Source organism: Salimicrobium salexigens (genome assembly GCF_900156705.1).
GTDB classification, from domain to species: domain Bacteria; phylum Bacillota; class Bacilli; order Bacillales; family Halobacillaceae; genus Salimicrobium; species Salimicrobium album.
In genome coordinates this window covers 111,208-128,151 of record NZ_FTOK01000007.1, presented here as the reverse complement: position 1 = coordinate 128,151, position 16,944 = coordinate 111,208, and the positions used below count along the sequence as shown (strand labels likewise).

The following is a 16,944-nucleotide window of genomic DNA, read 5'->3' as shown; positions in this document are numbered from 1 at the left end:
GTGGAAGCGTGGCGACACGTGCAGCAGACGGATACTAATCCATCGAGATCTTCTCTATACGTTGGTCGTATGTTTCTTATCCAGTTTTGAAGGTTCATTCCTTCCTAGATGTGGTGGCAATAGCGAAGAGGTCACACCTGTTCCCATGCCGAACACAGAAGTTAAGTTCTTCCGCGCCGATGGTAGTCGGGGTTACCCCCCGCAAGAGTAGGGCGCTGCCACATCGTTTTTTTTAATCAGCGCGGGGTGGAGCAGTCTGGCAGCTCGTCGGGCTCATAACCCGGAGGTCGCAGGTTCAAATCCTGCCCCCGCAACCAATATTCCACCGTAGCTCAGTGGTAGAGCAATCGGCTGTTAACCGATTTGTCGTAGGTTCGAATCCTACCGGTGGAGCCAAATTGCTTCCATAGCTCAGTGGTAGAGCACTTCCATGGTAAGGAAGGGGTCGCCGGTTCAAATCCGGCTGGAAGCTCTCGCAAACGAAACCAGGCCCGTTGGTCAAGTGGTTAAGACACCGCCCTTTCACGGCGGTAACACGGGTTCGAATCCCGTACGGGTCACCACTATTTCACTGGAGGATTAGCTCAGCTGGGAGAGCACTTGCCTTACAAGCAAGGGGTCGCAGGTTCGAGCCCTGCATCCTCCACCATAGTCGGCCGGCCTAGCTCAATTGGTAGAGCAACTGATTTGTAATCAGTAGGTTGGGGGTTCAAGTCCTCTGGCCGGCACCAGCAGAGTCCTTTATTACGGAGGGATAGCGAAGTTGGCCAAACGCGGCGGACTGTAAATCCGCTCCCATCGGGTTCGCAGGTTCGAGTCCTGCTCCCTCCACTTTTTTATGTTTCCATTTGTGAAGCTTTATGATTACAGAATTGTTGGGCTATGGCCAAGCGGTAAGGCAACGGTTTTTGGTACCGTCATGCGCTGGTTCGAATCCAGCTAGCCCAGCCTTTTTTTATTTTTTCATTAACGAATTTTCTATTGTTACGAGCCATTAGCTCAGCTGGTAGAGCATCTGACTTTTAATCAGAGGGTCGGAGGTTCGAGCCCTCCATGGCTCACTGCTTCATTGCGGGAGTAGTTCAGCGGTAGAACACCACCTTGCCAAGGTGGGGGTCGCGGGTTCGAATCCCGTCTCCCGCTCCATCGGGGCCTTAGCTCAGCTGGGAGAGCGCCTGCTTTGCACGCAGGAGGTCAGCGGTTCGATCCCGCTAGGCTCCATTACATTTTCACTTTTTATAAAAGAATAGATAAATAAAAGGAGTTTCTCGCGGAGAAACTCCTTTTTTGTATGAGCTATATGAACATTCTATCGGCTACTCCGTCGAGCCATTCGCCGAGATCTTCCAGTCGGAAAGGTTTCAACAGATAATCTTCGGCTTCCTCTCTCAGTGCTTCTTCCACTCTTTCCGTTTCCTCTTCTCCGGTCATAATCATAACCGCTACATTCCGGAAATCGTATTTCGTTTTGAGAAAAGGCAGTGTATCGATACCGATAGAACTTGCCAGCAGCAGTACATAATCCTCTTCCGGATGATACCAGTCTTCCTCGAGAAATTGTTGTCGGGTATGGAAAGTGATGACCCGTACCGGTTTATCGCTGATAAAAGAGCGAGTGGAGAAAAAGTCTTCCAGCTGCTGTCGCACGCTCGTATCATTTTCGACGATGAGTAGTGTAATCGTTTCTGCATCAAGGGCAGAAGCCGGTATGTGAGGATGGGAAACAGTACGGTTGCTGCCGGTACTCTTGGCATGATACAAAGCTTTATCTGCCCGTTCGAGGATGCTTTCTCCTCCGGGGACATCCGAAAACTGCGCGATTCCTGCCGAAAAATGGACGTGAAACTGTTCGTCCTCTGAAGTGAATGTAATGGAGGAAAAGCGATTTCTCCATTCTTCCACTCTTGCATCCGCCTCCTGCGCAGAAGCACCCGGGAAGATCACAACAAATTCTTCCCCTCCATAACGGTTGATCGTCTCTCCTGATGTTTTCATCTGCTCAAATACTTTCACAAACGTCTCCAGAACCTGATCCCCCGTGTGGTGGCCGTATGTGTCATTGACTTTTTTAAAATGATCGAGATCCACCATGGCCGCAGAAAAGGTGTACCCGTTTTCCTTATGGAAGAGAGCCGACTGCTCCTTCAGTTTTTTCTCTAAAAACTTTCGATTGAAAGCGCCGGTCAGTTCGTCCTGCAGAATATGGGCAAGAATCTGTTCCCGCGAGGCAAGACGATTTTTCAGAAATGGAAGCAATACATCGGTTCTGACCGGCTTTCCGATGAAATCAGTCGCCCCCAGATTAAAGGAGAGGGCCCTGTGTTCATTTGAATTGTGCGCACTGACCATGATGACAGGGGTGAATTCATTACGGGCCTTCTCAACGATTTGAGTCAGCAGAGCCACCCCGTCTGTATCCGGCAGTATGTAATCAATCAGCACAAGGTCAGGGTGAAAATCATAAAATAATTCGAGACCTTTTTTTCCGGTAAGCGATGCAAGAACCTGGTATCCATGCTGCTCCAGGAAATCTTTCATAAAAGTGATGAACTCTATATCATCGTCAATGATAAGCAGCAGCGGTAACTTCGTGTCGGGAAACCGGTCCCCCGTTGTACGGAGTGGTGAAGTGAGCAGAGGGAATTCCGTCTGTATCTGTCGCAGCAACGGTCTCCATTCTGATTTTTCCTATCTCTTCGTGCCGGTTCGGTCAAGGAAGAGAAGAAACTTCTCCGTAAGCTGTTCCGCCTCCGTAAATTCCATGACTTGAAGCTGCTCTCTCGTCTGCTTCAGAAAGTCGGCCAGGTCGTATTCCACGACAAAGGGGCGGGCCTGCCAGTCTGTTATCTTATTTTCAATCCCTTCCCATAGTAACTGTGAGGCTGTTTTCATAGGGCACGACCTTTCCTGCAAGTAGCTGTTCGTTCTATTGGTTATACCTACCATTATAATAGACGGAACGTTATTTTGAAACCGGAAGGAAACGCATGTTTATGCACAAAAATGTGCAGTTGAGTCATTGTGTGAATTTTAGCTACAATAGAAAGCAGCCCGATGAAGGAGGAATTGTACTATGAACAGGAAGTTGTCGATCATTGGTGTACCTATGGATCTCGGTCAAAATCGCCGGGGTGTGGACATGGGCCCGAGTGCCATCCGCTATGCGGGAGTAATTGAAAGACTGGAACAGTTGAAATATGATATAGAAGACCTCGGAGACCTGGTCATTTCCAAACCTTCCGAAGAAACGGAGGAAACAAGTGAGAAAGAGAATCTCCGTAATCTTAAAGAGGTCAGAGAGGGCAACGTCGCGCTCGCGCAAAAGGTGGATGACGTCGTTCAGGAAGGACGGTTCCCTCTTGTGCTCGGAGGCGACCACAGCATTGCCATGGGGACACTTGCCGGTATCTCAAAACATTACGGGAACCTCGGCGTGATCTGGTATGATGCCCATACGGATTTGAACAGCGGAGAAACTTCTCCTTCCGGTAATATTCACGGGATGCCGCTGGCTGCAAGTATAGGGATAGGCAATGAAAGTCTTACAGATATCCACGGGTATCAGCCTAAACTGAAACCTGAAAACATCGTTGTTATCGGTGCACGTTCCGTGGACGAAGGGGAACGGGAATTGATCAGGGAGAAAGGCATTAAAGTGTTCAGCATGCATGAAGTGGACCGTCTCGGTATGTCGCAGGTGATGCAGGATGCTCTTGATTATCTGGAAAGCCGCAAAGTGGACGGCGTACACTTGAGCCTCGACCTCGACAGCCTGGATCCGGAAGAAGCACCTGGAGTAGGAACACCGGTCATGGGCGGCTTCAGTTACCGGGAAAGTCATCTGGCGATGGAGATGCTGCATGACTCGGAAAGAATCACTTCGGCAGAATTCGTGGAAGTGAACCCGATCCTCGATGAAAAAAATAAAACGGCTTCCATGGCGGTGGGGCTTATGGGTTCCCTGCTCGGTGAGAAGCTGACATAAAGTTTCTGATACAACAGCCTGCATCCCCAGGATGCAGGCTGTTATAATGAATAAGCGGCACCTGCCCCCGTTTAAAAAATAATATGATGAAACCTTCCGGACGAGTTATTCGTACATATAAGAACCGCAGTGAAAGCGGAGGTATAGTGAGATGGAAACTTTCATAGCAGAAAGAATCAAAGAAGTGAAAAAAGGTAACGTACAGGCGTTTGAGGACGTTGTCTCGTTTTATCAAAACAAAGTGTATTTCGTATGCTTCCGTATGATCGGCAACAGCCAGGAAGCGGAGGATTTGGCTCAGGAAGCGTTTATACGGGCCTACACCAACATCGAAAGCTTTGATGAAAAACGAAAGTTCTCTACGTGGCTGTACCGGATTGCGACGAATTTGACGATTGACCGGATCAGAAAGAAAAAACCCGATTATCACCTCGACGCTGATATAAAAGGGACAGACGGTCTGAGTATGCATGACCAGTTGGCGACGGATGAGGCTTTGCCGGAGGAACAGGTGGAGAACCTTGAGCTGCGGGGATATATACAGAGAGAAATAACCGCTCTCCCTCCGATATACCGAAGTGTTATTGTTTTACGGTTTCTCGAAGAATTATCCCTTCAGGAAATAGCTGAAGTACTTGATATGCCGGTTGGAACGGTGAAAACGAGAATTCACCGCGGCAGAGAAATTTTACGTAAAAAGCTTCGGAATGTGTAAGGGGTGAAAATAGATGAAGTGTGATAACGACATGATATACTTGATGCATAAATATCTGGATGAGTCGCTGACAGAAGAGGAGCAGAGGATCCTCGGGAACCATCTGCAGCGATGTGAGGAATGTCAGGAACATTTTCATGAACTGAAAAGAGCGGATACGCTGGCTTCAGATAAGACGGGAGTCACTGCCTCTTCATCCTTCACGAACAGGGTGATGAGTGAGCTGCCGCGTAACCGGAAGCGTACTACGTGGATCCAGTGGTTCCGCCACCATCCTCTCGTTTCGGCAGCAGCCGTCTTTATGCTGCTTATGGCCAGCGGAATCTTTTCTGCCTGGAACCAGGAAGATCAGGTTACGGTTTCCAAGCAGGAAGGTGTGGTCATCGAAGAAGGAACGGTAGTCGTTCCGGAAGATATTACGGTGGAAGGCGATCTGGTGGTACGGAACGGAGATCTGAAGGTCCAGGGACGTGTCGACGGAGATGTAACACTGATAAACGGCCAGCTGATAGAAGGAGACACTTCCAGGGAAGCCACGGAAGGCGAAGAACTCCAGGCTTACGTGAGTGGAGAGCTGAATTACGTGAACCAGGTATTCGAATGGATGTGGTACCACGTAAGAAACTTTGCAGAAGAAGTTTTTTCCATGGGAGAGGAATCACCGGAATAACACCCCGGTGATTCTTTTCTTTTGAAATGGCAAATATGATATAATTAAAAAAGTTTCTGAGATCGATATTCATACAGAAGGAAGTGTCGGCATGTTTGGTGAGGCTCATACGTTATTCGATTATATCGTAATCGCCATCGACATAGCCCTGGTCTGGTTCATCATATATAAGCTGATTATGCTTATTCAAGGAACGAAAGCTGTTCAACTGTTAAAAGGTGTGTTTCTCATCCTTGGAATTTGGCTGCTCAGTAACCTGTTTGGACTTACGACATTACGGGAGCTTATGTCGCAGGCGATCGCCTGGGGTTTTCTTGCTATTATCATATTGTTCCAACCTGAACTCAGGCGGGCGCTGGAACAGTTGGGACGAGGAAGTTTCTTCAGCAGAAGCTCGGCGGAGGAGGAAAACACAGAACGTTCCGTCGAAGCAATACTTAAGTCATGCAACTATATGGCAAAACGTCGTATCGGGGCACTGATTACCATTGAAAGAGAAACAGGTATGGGAGATTACGTGGAAACCGGTATCCCGGTGCACGGAGAACTGACGAACGAACTGCTTACAAATATCTTCATACCGAACACTCCGCTTCATGACGGGGCGGTCATACTGAAAAGCAATAAAATTGTGGCGGCCGCCTGTTATTTGCCGCTATCGGAAAGCCCCTTTATCTCCAAGGAACTTGGTACCAGACACCGTGCGGCGATGGGGATCAGCGAGGTGACCGATGCCCTGACCATTATTGTGTCCGAAGAAACCGGGAATATGTCCTGTACGGTCAACGGAGAACTGCAGCGGAATCTGGATGAGGAATCTCTTAGAAAAGTACTGCACTCCGCTCTTGATGTGACCTCGAAGACCCCTGCAAATAAATCGTGGAACTGGAGGGGGAAGAAGAATGGATAAATGGTTACGCAGCACGTGGTTTATAAGAATTCTTTCCCTGTTCCTCGCCATCCTCATGTGGGCTTCCGTGAGTGAAGAGAGCACGGAGGGGACAGACCCGACTTTTCTAAACGGAAGTTCTACGGATAAAGAAATGGCGGAAAACGTGCCGGTGGATATTAAGCTTGAGGACGAGGAACTTGTAGTGACCGGCGTACCGCAGGTCGCCGACGTTATGCTTGAAGGTCCTACGAGTCAGGTCGCTCCGGCTGCCCGTCAGCAGAATTTTTCCCTTTACGTGGAATTGAACGGTCTCGGCGCAGGCGTTCATGAGGTGCGTATCCAGCACTCCGGAATTTCGAATCAGGTGCAGGTAAACGTGGAACCCAAAACCGTCGAAGTGACGATAGAACGCCGGATGAGCGAGACACATAATATAAGTGCGGATTTTATAAATGAAAGCCAGATGGGAAGTGAATTCGAAGTAGGGGAAGCTGATATCAACCCTTCCACTGTGGAAGTGACGGGAGCGGCTTCTGTCCTCTCGGAGGTGGCGGTCGTGAAATCGATCGTTAACCTGGCAGGTGTGGACACTTCGATAGAGAAGAGAGAGACACCCGTTAAAGTATATGATGAGGAAGGGAACGAACTGAATGTGATTGTGGAACCGGCTTCGGTGACTGTCGACGTTCCTGTATCCCGCAGTAAAAAAGAAGTACCTGTAGCCTTTCGGGCTGAAGGAGAGGTGAAAGACGGTGTGAAGGTGGATAAAATCACCTCATCTGTCGAGAAGGCGACTATTTACGGGCCGAAAGAGGTTCTTGATGATATCAATCAGGTAAGTGGAAGTATTGTTGATACGGAGGGTCTCGATGAAACCACCAGTAAGGATGTGGAATTGGAAGTTCCAAACGGCGTGGTCTCCATCGAACCCGAGACAGTGGAAGTAAAAATCGAAATTACAAACGAGTAGGAAGCGAGGGACAGAGTCATGGGCAAATATTTTGGCACAGACGGGGTGCGAGGAGTCGCAAACAAGGAATTGACCCCGGAATTTGCATTCAAATTGGGAAGGTTTGGCGGTTATGCGCTTACGAAAGGGCAGGAGAAACCGAAAGTACTGATCGGGAGAGATACCCGGATATCCGGAGAGATGTTCGAAGGAGCTCTTGCCGCCGGTCTGCTCTCCATCGGAGCGGAAGTTATGCGTCTCGGAGTCATCTCCACACCTGGGGTCGCTTATTTGACGAAAGCTATGCAGGCGGAAGCGGGAATCATGATTTCGGCTTCCCATAATCCGGTGGAAGATAATGGCATCAAGTTTTTCGGTTCGGACGGCTTTAAACTTTCGGATAAACAGGAAGAAGAGATTGAAGCATTGATTGATGCGGAGGAAGATGAACTGCCACGTCCATCCGGCAGCGACCTCGGTCAGATCAATGACTATTTCGAAGGGGTCCAGAAGTATATGCAGCATATGAAGAAGACGGTGGATCACGACTTTGACGGCTTGCACATCGCTATCGACTGTGCGAACGGGGCCACGTCCTCCATCGCTTCCCATCTGTTTGCGGACCTGGAAGCGGAGATCTCCTCTATAGGTTCCACCCCGGACGGGCTGAACATCAACGAAGGCTGTGGGTCTACCAGTCCGGAAGCACTTCAGGAACTGGTGAAGGAGAAGAAAGCAGATATCGGACTCGCCTTTGACGGAGACGGAGATCGTCTGATTGCGGTAGATGAGAAAGGGCAGCTCGTGGATGGCGACCGCATCATGTATATTTGTGCGAAATTCATGAATGAACAGATGATGCTCAACAAATCCACCGTCGTTTCGACCGTAATGAGCAATCTCGGGTTCTACAAGGCACTCGAAAAAGTAGGGATCAAGAGTGACAAGACGGCCGTCGGCGACCGTTACGTTATGGAAGAGATGCGCAAAGGCGACTATAATTTAGGCGGGGAGCAGTCCGGCCATATTATTTTCCTCGACCATAATACTACAGGGGACGGCATCCTTTCCGCTCTGCAGCTGGTAAACGTGGTCCGGGACACCGGCAAGCCACTTTCGGTCCTGGCCCAGGAAATGAAGAAATTCCCTCAGGTCCTTAAGAACGTTAGAGTGTCAGATAAAAAAGCGGTCTTTACAAACGACCGGATCCAGGAAAAAATTGCGGAAGTGGAAAATGAGATGGGCGACAGTGGACGTGTTCTCGTCCGTCCTTCCGGCACCGAGCCGCTCGTCCGTATTATGGCTGAGGCTCCTGCGGAAGAGGAATGTGAAGCCTACGTGAAGAGAGTAGTCGAAGTAGTCGAAGAGGAGCTCGGAATGTAAGGATAGTATTTAGAGAAGCAGCGTGGACGGAAACAACGTCCGCGCTGCTTTTTTTTAGGCTGGAACGCCGGGTTGCATTACTTTCGCACTGCTTTTGCTCGCCTGAGGGGAAGTATAACTGTTTCATCTTTATATCCGGCGTCAAGAGTGACGGTCCGGGGTAACGATTGCGGGAGAATCGTTACCTCCGGAGCCCTCATCCGTTTCTCACCGGCAAGTAACGCCCTAGTCGTAACTTCTGCGCTTTTACGTAAAAAAGATTGACGTTTCATTTTATCCTCGAGTAAAATAAGAGTGTTGCACTTATATGTTTAATTGAGGAAAAAATGGTTAAATGAACAAGGTGCCTATTCATTATAGAAGAGAAAGGAGCAGTGAGGGGTAATTAATGTAAAGCGCCAGGACTGCAGATCAGGACGTTTTTATCTGCAGTTGACGAGGTGGAGGTTCATCGAGATCATTCGGCGGATACCTCCCGGTTGCCGACATTTCAACCGACTGTTTCTGTGCTAAACCGTAGAGGCGACTCTTCGTCCAACGCGCAGGGACAAAATGTTCAAAAATAACAGGGAAAGGGGCAGTCTCGCCCCTGGTGGTGGTGACTGCTCCTTATTAGAGGAGGACATCACAATGTGTGGTATTGTAGGATATATTGGTAAGGATGACACGAAGGACATTTTGCTCGAAGGTCTTCAGAAATTGGAATATCGCGGGTATGACTCGGCAGGTATCGCCACGTTATCGGGTGAAGAGCTGCACGTTTTTAAAGTAAAGGGCAGAATTGCCGCTTTGCGTGAAGAAGTGGACCCGAACGTGAAAGCGACTCTCGGTATAGGCCACACACGCTGGGCGACGCACGGAGCGCCGAGCAAAGAGAATGCCCACCCTCACCAGAGCGACTCCGGACGCTTCACTATCGTTCATAATGGTGTGATTGAGAACTATAACCAGATCCGTAAAGAGTACCTCGGAGACGTTGAGCTGAAGAGTGAAACGGATACAGAAATCATCGTACAGCTGATTGAACTGCTTCATCGTAAGACTGACAATACGAAAGAAGCGTTCCGTCAGGCGGTTGAACTTCTGAGCGGTTCCTACGCCCTGGCTCTTATCGACAGCCGGGACGAAGATACGATTTACGTCGCAAAAAACAAGAGCCCGCTTCTCGTAGGCCTGGGCGACGGTTTCAACATGGTCGTCAGTGACTCCATGGCCGGTCTTCAGGCTACAAACGAATTCATGGAACTTATGGATAAGGAAATTGTGATCGTGAAACGGGAAGACGTGACTGTTGAGAAACTTGACGGCACAGAGGTCGAAAGAGAATCCTTCACCGCAGAAATCGATTCGATGGATATCGAAAAAGGAACGTACCCTCACTTTATGCTGAAAGAAGTCGACGAACAGCCGTTTGTCATCCGTAAAATCATTCAGGAGTATCAGGATGAAGACGACCGCATCAAGCTTGATCCGGAAGTGCGCGAAGCAATGAAAGAATGCGACCGTATTTATATAATTGCTGCAGGAACGAGCTATCACGCCGGCCTTGTAGGCAAGCAGTTCCTGGAGAAGATATCCGGCATTCCGACGGAGGTCCACGTAGCGAGTGAATTCTCCTACAACATGCCGCTTCTGTCCGAGAAACCGCTTTTCGTCTTCATCTCCCAGAGCGGAGAGACGGCGGACAGTCGTTCTGTGCTCGTTCAGACGAAGAAACTAGGTCATCCGGCACTGACGCTTACGAACGTTCCGGGCTCCACCCTTTCCCGTGAAGCGGATTACACGCTTCATCTGCATGCGGGGCCTGAGATCGCTGTAGCGTCCACGAAAGCATATACGGCTCAAATAGCCGTCCTTGCCATCCTTGCGGTTGACACTGCCCGTGCCAAAGGTATCGAGCTTGAATTCGATCCTATGCAGGAGCTCGGCATTGCAGCGAACGCTATGGAAGCATTGACAGACCAGAAAGAAGAACTTGAGAATCTGACTCGGGAATACCTCTCCACAACACGCAACTGCTTCTTCATCGGACGCAGTATCGATCATTACGTCGGTGTGGAAGGTGCTCTTAAGCTGAAAGAGATCTCCTACATTCAGGCGGAAGGCTTCGCCGGGGGAGAACTGAAGCACGGAACGATTGCTTTGATCGAAGAAGGGACTCCGGTGATCGCCCTTGCGACTCAGGAAAGCGTCAGTCCGTCGATCCGCGGCAACGTGCAGGAAGTAGAGGCCCGTGGTGCGAATACTCTCACTATCAGTATGAAAGGTATTGAGGAAGAGGACGACGAATTCGCTATTCCGAAGGTGCACGATCTGCTGACGCCACTCGCATCCGTTATTCCGCTGCAGCTGATTGCTTATTATGCAGCTCTTCACCGTGACTGTGACGTAGACAAACCGAGAAACCTTGCGAAGAGTGTAACAGTAGAATAATAGACGAAACCCCCGCTATTTTCCTCGGAAAATAGCGGGGGTTTTATTTAGGCAGTCAGCGATCCATAAAGACTTTTCCTCGTAAAAAAGAAGGTGCGCACGCGTCGATGACGAATTATAAAGAAAAGCAGGAAAAAGGGGGAAGTTATTATGAGGGAAGTAGTTATCGTGGAAGCTCTGCGGACAGCTGTCGGAAAAAGGAAAGGGAGTCTCGGCAATATTCGGGCGGACGAACTGGCGGCCAGGACACTTGAAGGGCTGATGGAGCGGTCCGGAGTACTGCCGGAGGAAGTGGACGACGTCATACTGGGAGCCGTCACACAGACCGGAGAACAGGCGGGGAATGTGGCGAGAAATGCGAGTCTGATGGCAGGGTTTCCCGTTACCGTACCCGGAGTCACCATCGACCGCCAGTGCGGATCCAGTCAGCAGGCGGTTCATTTCGCCTCGCAGGCTATTATGAGCGGGGATATGGATGTCGTCATCGCCGGAGGCGTAGAAAGTATGACCCGGGAACCGATGTTTTCCAATTACCGGGATGTCGCTCCCAGTCCCATGCTGACGGATAGATATGAAATAGTGAATCAGGGAATCTCGGCAGAAAAAATTGCTGCGAAATGGAGTTTTTCAAGAAACGACCTGGATTCCTTCGCTGCCGCGAGTCACGAACGGGCGCTTCTGGCCCAGGAGAACGGGAGATTCGATAAAGAGATCCTTCCTCTGGAGCTGGAAGATGGAGCTGTATTCAACAGAGATGAAGGGCCGCGGGAAGGTTCCACCACGGAAGTGCTGAACGGGCTTTCTCCCGTTTTTACCGAAGACGGGGTAATAACAGCGGGGAATGCCAGTCAGATGAGCGACGGAGCCTCCGCTGTACTTCTTGTGTCCCGGGAGAAGGCGGAAGAGCTTGGGTTGAAACCGAGAGCAAGGATTATAGCAAGAAGCGTTGCAGGATCCGACCCGACACTGATGCTTACAGGCCCTATCCCGGCTACGGAGAAAGTACTGAAAAAGGCAGGGATGACGATCGGAGATATGGATACGTATGAAGTGAATGAAGCTTTCGCTTCCGTGCCGCTGGCCTGGCTGGAGGATACGAAAGCCGATCCCGGAAGGCTGAACGAAGACGGAGGGGCTATCGCTCTCGGGCATCCGCTCGGGGCTACGGGTACGAAACTTATGACGACGCTGCTGCACCGCCTGGAACGGACGGGAGGCAGATACGGATTACTTGCTATATGTGAAGGCGGGGGAACAGCGAACGCCACTATTATCGAACGCCTATAACGTTTTCTATTGCATAAACACTTAAAATGACTTACAATCACTTATAAATACTTAAAGGTGATGCTATGTATCAGGAAGAACGGCTGGAAGGAATTATAGTAATGATCCGTGAACAGGGGAGAGTCCGCCTGGAAGAAATATGTTCTTCTTTCCAGGTGTCCCGGGATACTGCCCGAAGAGATCTTGTAAAACTGGCGGAGCGCGGAGAGGTCACCCGAATGCACGGGGGAGCCATCCTCCCGAAATCCGGGAAGGAACGCATGGATTATACAGCCAGACTTCAGAAGTTCAGTGCAGAAAAGAAAAAAATCGCCCGGGCTGCCGCCTCCCTCATCCGGGAAGGGGACTCGATCATTTTTGATACGTCTACGACTGTGCAGGCCATTTCCGCCTTCATTGACGTCCTCCGGTTCGCAGCTGTCACCAACTCCATTTATGCAGCGGAGCTTCTGGCCGAAACGAACGCCGATATCAATCTTCTGGGCGGTCAGTTGAATAAAGAACAGCGGTTTCTTTACGGTCCTTCGGTACTTGTAAAACTGGAGGAATTTTATGCGGATAAGCTGTTTGTCGGGACGTTCGGGATTTCTGAAGAAGGTCTGTCCAGTTATCATGAGGAAGATGGTTACGTGAAGAAAATGATGATGAAACGAGCGGAGGAAGTGATTGTAGTAGCTGATCATTCCAAACTGGAAAAACGGGGGTTTTACACGTTCTCATCCCTCGAAGGAGTGGATAAGGTTCTTACAGACAGGGAGCCTTCTTCTTTCATGAAGGACGTGTTTGATGAATATAACGTGGAGTGGATAGTCGCCACGTGAGCGGGTCCGGCCGGCGTAACCTTTTCTGGGGCGTAACGGCCGGTCTTTTTTTGTATAGATGAAAGTGAATGTGTTATTGTGTAGCAAAGTCAAGGGAGGTTTCAATAATGAATGAACAGGAATGGATTCTTTCTCAAAATAAGGATAAGCGTGTCATAGAACCCTTGAGAGCCGTATATTATGAACGTGCTCAAATAGTGGAAGCAGTGCAGGGCAGGAGTATGTACTATCTGTTTTTCTACAAAGAACAGTATGTAACAGCCGTTCAGGCAAAAAAGATAAAATACAATTCGTTCATCGGTCGTGCTTTCCGTCACGGTCTGGTATGCGAAGCTCCGCACCCGCTGATCGATCATTTGAACATCAGTGGCCGTTTTCCGGCCTCCACGTATAATTCACTGCTCCAGCACCTCTCCGGTAAGTATACGAATCAGGAGCAGGCGTATATCCTTACTTTTCTGGAATCCTTCCTTCCGAAAAAGAAACTTCTCCAGGAAATCAAAACTCTTTTTTATGAAGTCCGCCGTCAGGGAAAAATGTTCCATTCCTATCGGATTATACGGCTGCTGATGGATTTCGCTCCCCGCCATCGCTTCGTAAAAGAACTCTCCCATGATCTTCAGTTTCAGAAATTCGAAGAAATCTACGATCTCCCCGCGGAACAGCTGTGGGAAAAAGATCCTTTGTATGCTGAAAAATACCTCTTCCATAATCGTGATGAATCTTTACTGTCCATGTTGCCAAGTGAAACCCCACTCGAAATTACAGCTTTTCGCCTTCTTCTGAGGCAGGAAAAACCCATCGTACCGGGCGAATATGAATTCAAGTTGGACTCTGCTTTCTCTCCGGGAGAGCGGCTCCGTATACTCGAGCATGCTCTGGAATTTTCGCCGGAGGACCGGGAAGTGAAACAGCTGCTTTTTTCAGGGTACTTAGCGGCACAAAGGCTGAATGATGCGTTTCTGCTGACGGGGAGACAGGAGATGTCTTTAGGCATTCGGGAACGCGGGATGGTGGAAGACGTACTCCTTTCAGAAAATCCGGGTCTGACCTCCCTTTCGGCGTGGGGGAGCTTTCTCCAGGAAATTTTGAAACATGATACGAAAGAGGAAATCCCCCTGCTCAAAGCTCTTATCCGCAACACTCTTCCTCATTACTCGCCCGGGGAAATCAGAGACATACTCGACAGTAGGGCGGAGGCCGAAGCGGAGGAACTGAAAGAGAAGTTATCCTTTATGGAAATGTGGGAGGAAGACCTCGATCGCATGGAAGACCTCGGAGCTTTGTATTACGAATTCGACTGGAAGGAAAAAGCGCTGGAATGCTTTCAGTACGCTTCCGAAATGTCTCCGGAAAAAATCGGGACGGTCCAGTGGCTGGCTAAAATTTATAAAGAACTGGGAAAAGAGAAAGAGGCGGCTTCCTACCGGGAATTGGAGAAGCAGATTCGGAAACTTTCCTTGTGAGAAGAAAAAAAATGGTGTATAATAAACATATATTTTGAAAATTCAGTCATTTCAAGTTTCCAAAAGGAGAGGAGTTAAAACAATGGCGAATGACACACGTCCCCCGGCATCTTCCTCCACTGGTCTTGAAGAGAACATCGGTGGTCTCCTGACGTATCTGCTCGGATTCATTACGGGGATCATTTTTCTGCTTATCGAGAAAGAAAGTTCCTTTATCCGCTTCCATGCCATGCAGTCGACTATCGTTTTCGGGGGTATTTTCATCCTCGGACTTGTCGTCGGAATGATCCCTCTCATCGGCTGGCTTATCAGTCTTCTGATTTCCCCCGTTTCTCTGGTTCTGTGGGTTTTCCTGATGTACAAAGCCTATAACAAAGAACGTTATCATCTCCCGGTGATCGGGGACATGGCGGAAGGTCAGGTTAAAAAGATAAAGTAATCATTTCGGACTAATACAAAAACGCGTTTCCCAAAGTGTGCCTTTCGGAAAACGCGTTTGTTTTTTTGCCTGCATTTCAAAACATGATATAAGAAGCTGTAAAGTACAGAATAACAGTTACGGCGGAAGGTATGGCGTAGGCCCCGACACGCTTAACGGATGTGCGTTGCAGCGCGAAGATGGTAAGGGCGATCATTACAAGACCAAGCAGGGCAACAGTAATGTTAGAAGGATCGGCAACGTTCAGAATAGCTTCTTTTCTGTAGAAAATGTCGGTGATGACAAGCAGCTGAAGATTGAAAAGGTTACTGCCAAGAATCGACCCTATGGCGAGCGAGTAGTTCATAATTCGGAAAGCAGCCAGCACAGTCACCAGTTCAGGAAGTGACGTGGAAGCGGCGATCAGAAAGCTCCCGACGAAACTTGCGTTCATTCCGGTTTCCTTGGCAATCAGATCCCCATAGACAGCGAGAGCACTACCTGCCACAAAAACGACCAGAGCCGCTATGATGAAGCGGGTCACTCCCTGCTTCAAGGTAATGGGAGAGGTCGGCTCGTCCGCCTCTTCTTCCGGGTTCCCCGATGTCTTCATTACAACAATGTAGATGGCGACGAGCAGATACATTTCGATACCCACGTTGAACAGTTCCGGTGCATCCCGCCACAGAAGTGCGGCAGAAATGAGAGCCGTCATCACAAGACCCGTATACGCGACGGGGAGATGGGTGCTCTGCTCTACGGTATTGAAAACCTTCCGTTTCCGATAAATAAAATCGAAAATCATGAGGATGAGGACGTTGAACACGTTACTCCCGAGCATATTTCCGACGGCTATGTCGGCATTATCGATGTATACGGCAGTCAGACTGGTGGTCAGTTCAGGCAGAGAAGTGGCCCCGCCTATAAGCAGGGTACCCACCATAGCCCCGCTCCACGTGGATTTCTGGGAGATGACGTCTCCGTATTTGTTTAATTGAATCGCTGCAAAAATGACGACTATCGCAGCCGCAGTGAATATGACGAAATTCATGTTGACCCTCCTGCATTGTAGAAATAACTATTCCTAACTATAGCGAAGGGGAAAAGGAGCGTCAATTTATTAGGGATCGGAAAAGAGCCGATTTCGTGAAAAATAAAACGAGGGTTACGGGGGAGAGGCTCTTCCCGGGGATTCAAATTTCCAGAAACGGGTATATTATAAAGAAAGAGCCTGCAGGAGGTGGTGACATGGAGTACGAGTTCATGACGACGGAATGTGCCCTTCCCTGTTTAGTGGTGTCGGATGAGGATAACGGCAGGTATATGATTCAGAATTTCGATCGGAGCGGTGAAGTTTTCAATTCAAAAGAAGAGCTTGTGAAATGGATGGAGACTTTTTGGAGCCCTGATTTGATGCTTGAACCAGAAAGATATGACGAGGTCTTACAGGAAATCAAAGAAAGCGTACTCCCTGTCTGATGAACGGGGGTACGCTTTTTTCTGCTTGTATGTCTAATCTGCCTCGATCCGGAAATTTTACCCGGAAGTTTCCGCTTTTCATTGTGTCCAGCTGCACCACCCAGAAGTCCACGGTCCAAGCCGTAGTTTCTTTTTCAGGAAAGGACACCTGAAAAGCGAACCTCCGGCTTACGCCACCGCTTCTAACCGGAAGTTTCCGCTTTTCATGATCCAGCTGCAGCGTCCAGAAATTCATGCCATAAGCAGCACGGATCAGTGAAAGGAAAAGTCACCTTTCACGTGACCGGTCTGCTTATGCCCTCATTTCTAATCGGACGCTTACGCTTTTCATGATCCAGCTCCGCCATTCAGAAGTCCGTAAGATAAGCTGGCTCTCCTGTTTCGGGATAGAGCACCCGAAGCCCGGAGTACCTGCTTATCTTAGAACTTCTAAGCGAACGGCTCCG

Annotated in this window: 15 protein-coding genes, 11 tRNA genes and 1 rRNA gene; 24 read left to right on the top strand and 3 right to left on the bottom strand. The window is 49.2% G+C overall.

Annotated features, from left to right (window positions below; genetic code table 11):
* The first annotated feature begins 109 nt into the window (after positions 1 to 109).
* The 12 genes from rrf to BW931_RS10060 all read left to right on the top strand — a co-directional run bounded on the left by rrf (position 110) and on the right by BW931_RS10060 (position 1,221).
* Positions 110 to 224: ribosomal RNA gene (gene rrf / locus BW931_RS10115) — 5S ribosomal RNA — on the top strand.
* 16 nt (positions 225 to 240) lie between these two features.
* A tRNA-Met gene (locus tag BW931_RS10110) sits at positions 241 to 317 on the top strand.
* Between the two features lie 4 nt (positions 318 to 321).
* Positions 322 to 396: transfer RNA gene (locus BW931_RS10105), tRNA-Asn, on the top strand.
* A 4-nt stretch (positions 397 to 400) separates the two neighbouring features.
* Positions 401 to 472, top strand: a tRNA-Thr gene (locus tag BW931_RS10100).
* A gap of 16 nt (positions 473 to 488) precedes the next feature.
* A tRNA-Glu gene (locus tag BW931_RS10095) sits at positions 489 to 563 on the top strand.
* 10 nt (positions 564 to 573) lie between these two features.
* A tRNA-Val gene (locus tag BW931_RS10090) sits at positions 574 to 649 on the top strand.
* Between the two features lie 6 nt (positions 650 to 655).
* Positions 656 to 731 (top strand) — tRNA-Thr (locus tag BW931_RS10085).
* 17 nt (positions 732 to 748) lie between these two features.
* Positions 749 to 831, top strand: a tRNA-Tyr gene (locus BW931_RS10080).
* A 45-nt stretch (positions 832 to 876) separates the two neighbouring features.
* Positions 877 to 948: transfer RNA gene (locus BW931_RS10075), tRNA-Gln, on the top strand.
* A 40-nt stretch (positions 949 to 988) separates the two neighbouring features.
* Positions 989 to 1,061, top strand: a tRNA-Lys gene (locus tag BW931_RS10070).
* A gap of 10 nt (positions 1,062 to 1,071) precedes the next feature.
* Positions 1,072 to 1,146, top strand: a tRNA-Gly gene (locus tag BW931_RS10065).
* A gap of 2 nt (positions 1,147 to 1,148) precedes the next feature.
* A tRNA-Ala gene (locus BW931_RS10060) sits at positions 1,149 to 1,221 on the top strand.
* A 75-nt stretch (positions 1,222 to 1,296) separates the two neighbouring features.
* On the opposite strand, the gene BW931_RS10055 is transcribed toward BW931_RS10060, so the two are convergent.
* On the bottom strand, positions 1,297 to 2,667 hold the full coding sequence (locus BW931_RS10055; RefSeq protein WP_076572028.1) for a response regulator: 1,371 nt from the start codon (positions 2,665 to 2,667) through the stop codon (positions 1,297 to 1,299).
* Positions 2,668 to 2,688: 21 nt separating this feature from the next.
* Positions 2,689 to 2,892 (bottom strand): hypothetical protein, encoded by a 204-nt coding sequence (locus BW931_RS10050; RefSeq protein ID WP_076572026.1) that lies wholly within the window; start codon positions 2,890 to 2,892, stop codon positions 2,689 to 2,691.
* A 181-nt stretch (positions 2,893 to 3,073) separates the two neighbouring features.
* On the opposite strand from BW931_RS10050, the gene rocF reads away from it, so the two are divergent.
* The 11 genes from rocF (at position 3,074) to BW931_RS09995 (ending at position 15,040) form a co-directional block, all read left to right on the top strand.
* A complete protein-coding gene (rocF, locus tag BW931_RS10045; RefSeq protein ID WP_008591103.1) occupies positions 3,074 to 3,985 on the top strand; it encodes an arginase in 912 nt (303 codons plus the stop codon).
* Positions 3,986 to 4,136: 151 nt separating this feature from the next.
* Positions 4,137 to 4,700, top strand: coding sequence for an RNA polymerase sigma factor SigW (gene sigW / locus BW931_RS10040; protein ID WP_008591105.1), 564 nt, complete (start codon positions 4,137 to 4,139; stop codon positions 4,698 to 4,700).
* 13 nt (positions 4,701 to 4,713) lie between these two features.
* The gene (locus BW931_RS10035) at positions 4,714 to 5,370 is read left to right on the top strand and encodes a zf-HC2 domain-containing protein (protein ID WP_008591107.1); all 657 of its coding nucleotides are present in this window, start codon (positions 4,714 to 4,716) and stop codon (positions 5,368 to 5,370) included.
* Between the two features lie 91 nt (positions 5,371 to 5,461).
* Complete coding sequence (gene cdaA, locus BW931_RS10030) at positions 5,462 to 6,280, top strand: diadenylate cyclase CdaA (RefSeq protein ID WP_008591109.1); 819 nt, start codon at positions 5,462 to 5,464, stop codon at positions 6,278 to 6,280.
* The gene (locus BW931_RS10025; RefSeq protein ID WP_076572024.1) at positions 6,273 to 7,232 is read left to right on the top strand and encodes a CdaR family protein; all 960 of its coding nucleotides are present in this window, start codon (positions 6,273 to 6,275) and stop codon (positions 7,230 to 7,232) included. Before cdaA ends, BW931_RS10025 begins: the two co-directional genes overlap by 8 nt.
* Positions 7,233 to 7,250: 18 nt before the next feature.
* Positions 7,251 to 8,594 (top strand): phosphoglucosamine mutase, encoded by a 1,344-nt coding sequence (gene glmM / locus BW931_RS10020; RefSeq protein WP_076572022.1) that lies wholly within the window; start codon positions 7,251 to 7,253, stop codon positions 8,592 to 8,594.
* A 630-nt stretch (positions 8,595 to 9,224) separates the two neighbouring features.
* The gene (glmS, locus tag BW931_RS10015) at positions 9,225 to 11,027 is read left to right on the top strand and encodes a glutamine--fructose-6-phosphate transaminase (isomerizing) (RefSeq protein WP_076572020.1); all 1,803 of its coding nucleotides are present in this window, start codon (positions 9,225 to 9,227) and stop codon (positions 11,025 to 11,027) included.
* 150 nt (positions 11,028 to 11,177) lie between these two features.
* Positions 11,178 to 12,314: a thiolase family protein gene (locus BW931_RS10010; protein ID WP_076572017.1), complete on the top strand. Its 1,137-nt coding sequence runs from the start codon at positions 11,178 to 11,180 to the stop codon at positions 12,312 to 12,314.
* 65 nt (positions 12,315 to 12,379) lie between these two features.
* Positions 12,380 to 13,135 (top strand): DeoR/GlpR family DNA-binding transcription regulator, encoded by a 756-nt coding sequence (locus BW931_RS10005; RefSeq protein WP_076572014.1) that lies wholly within the window; start codon positions 12,380 to 12,382, stop codon positions 13,133 to 13,135.
* 107 nt (positions 13,136 to 13,242) lie between these two features.
* On the top strand, positions 13,243 to 14,601 hold the full coding sequence (locus BW931_RS10000) for a hypothetical protein (protein ID WP_076572012.1): 1,359 nt from the start codon (positions 13,243 to 13,245) through the stop codon (positions 14,599 to 14,601).
* A gap of 82 nt (positions 14,602 to 14,683) precedes the next feature.
* The gene (locus BW931_RS09995) at positions 14,684 to 15,040 is read left to right on the top strand and encodes a DUF4870 domain-containing protein (RefSeq protein ID WP_076572009.1); all 357 of its coding nucleotides are present in this window, start codon (positions 14,684 to 14,686) and stop codon (positions 15,038 to 15,040) included.
* A gap of 76 nt (positions 15,041 to 15,116) precedes the next feature.
* Here BW931_RS09995 and BW931_RS09990 read toward each other — a convergent pair whose 3' ends face one another.
* Positions 15,117 to 16,070, bottom strand: coding sequence for a sodium:calcium antiporter (locus tag BW931_RS09990; protein ID WP_076572007.1), 954 nt, complete (start codon positions 16,068 to 16,070; stop codon positions 15,117 to 15,119).
* Positions 16,071 to 16,267: 197 nt separating this feature from the next.
* On the opposite strand from BW931_RS09990, the gene BW931_RS09985 reads away from it, so the two are divergent.
* Positions 16,268 to 16,498, top strand: coding sequence for a hypothetical protein (locus BW931_RS09985; protein WP_076572005.1), 231 nt, complete (start codon positions 16,268 to 16,270; stop codon positions 16,496 to 16,498).
* The last annotated feature ends 446 nt before the right edge of the window (positions 16,499 to 16,944 follow it).

What these genes read in the sequence shown, in the direction of transcription:
- BW931_RS10050 (WP_076572026.1), bottom strand. Translation starts at nt 2,892, where the DNA reads ATGAAAACAGCCTCACAGTTACTATGGGAAGGGATTGAAAATAAGATA.
- rocF (WP_008591103.1), top strand. Translation starts at nt 3,074, where the DNA reads ATGAACAGGAAGTTGTCGATCATTGGTGTACCTATGGATCTCGGTCAA.
- sigW (WP_008591105.1), top strand. Translation starts at nt 4,137, where the DNA reads ATGGAAACTTTCATAGCAGAAAGAATCAAAGAAGTGAAAAAAGGTAAC.
- BW931_RS10035 (WP_008591107.1), top strand. Translation starts at nt 4,714, where the DNA reads ATGAAGTGTGATAACGACATGATATACTTGATGCATAAATATCTGGAT.
- cdaA (WP_008591109.1), top strand. Translation starts at nt 5,462, where the DNA reads ATGTTTGGTGAGGCTCATACGTTATTCGATTATATCGTAATCGCCATC.
- BW931_RS10025 (WP_076572024.1), top strand. Translation starts at nt 6,273, where the DNA reads ATGGATAAATGGTTACGCAGCACGTGGTTTATAAGAATTCTTTCCCTG.
- glmM (WP_076572022.1), top strand. Translation starts at nt 7,251, where the DNA reads ATGGGCAAATATTTTGGCACAGACGGGGTGCGAGGAGTCGCAAACAAG.
- glmS (WP_076572020.1), top strand. Translation starts at nt 9,225, where the DNA reads ATGTGTGGTATTGTAGGATATATTGGTAAGGATGACACGAAGGACATT.
- BW931_RS10010 (WP_076572017.1), top strand. Translation starts at nt 11,178, where the DNA reads ATGAGGGAAGTAGTTATCGTGGAAGCTCTGCGGACAGCTGTCGGAAAA.
- BW931_RS10005 (WP_076572014.1), top strand. Translation starts at nt 12,380, where the DNA reads ATGTATCAGGAAGAACGGCTGGAAGGAATTATAGTAATGATCCGTGAA.
- BW931_RS10000 (WP_076572012.1), top strand. Translation starts at nt 13,243, where the DNA reads ATGAATGAACAGGAATGGATTCTTTCTCAAAATAAGGATAAGCGTGTC.
- BW931_RS09995 (WP_076572009.1), top strand. Translation starts at nt 14,684, where the DNA reads ATGGCGAATGACACACGTCCCCCGGCATCTTCCTCCACTGGTCTTGAA.
- BW931_RS09990 (WP_076572007.1), bottom strand. Translation starts at nt 16,070, where the DNA reads ATGAATTTCGTCATATTCACTGCGGCTGCGATAGTCGTCATTTTTGCA.
- BW931_RS09985 (WP_076572005.1), top strand. Translation starts at nt 16,268, where the DNA reads ATGGAGTACGAGTTCATGACGACGGAATGTGCCCTTCCCTGTTTAGTG.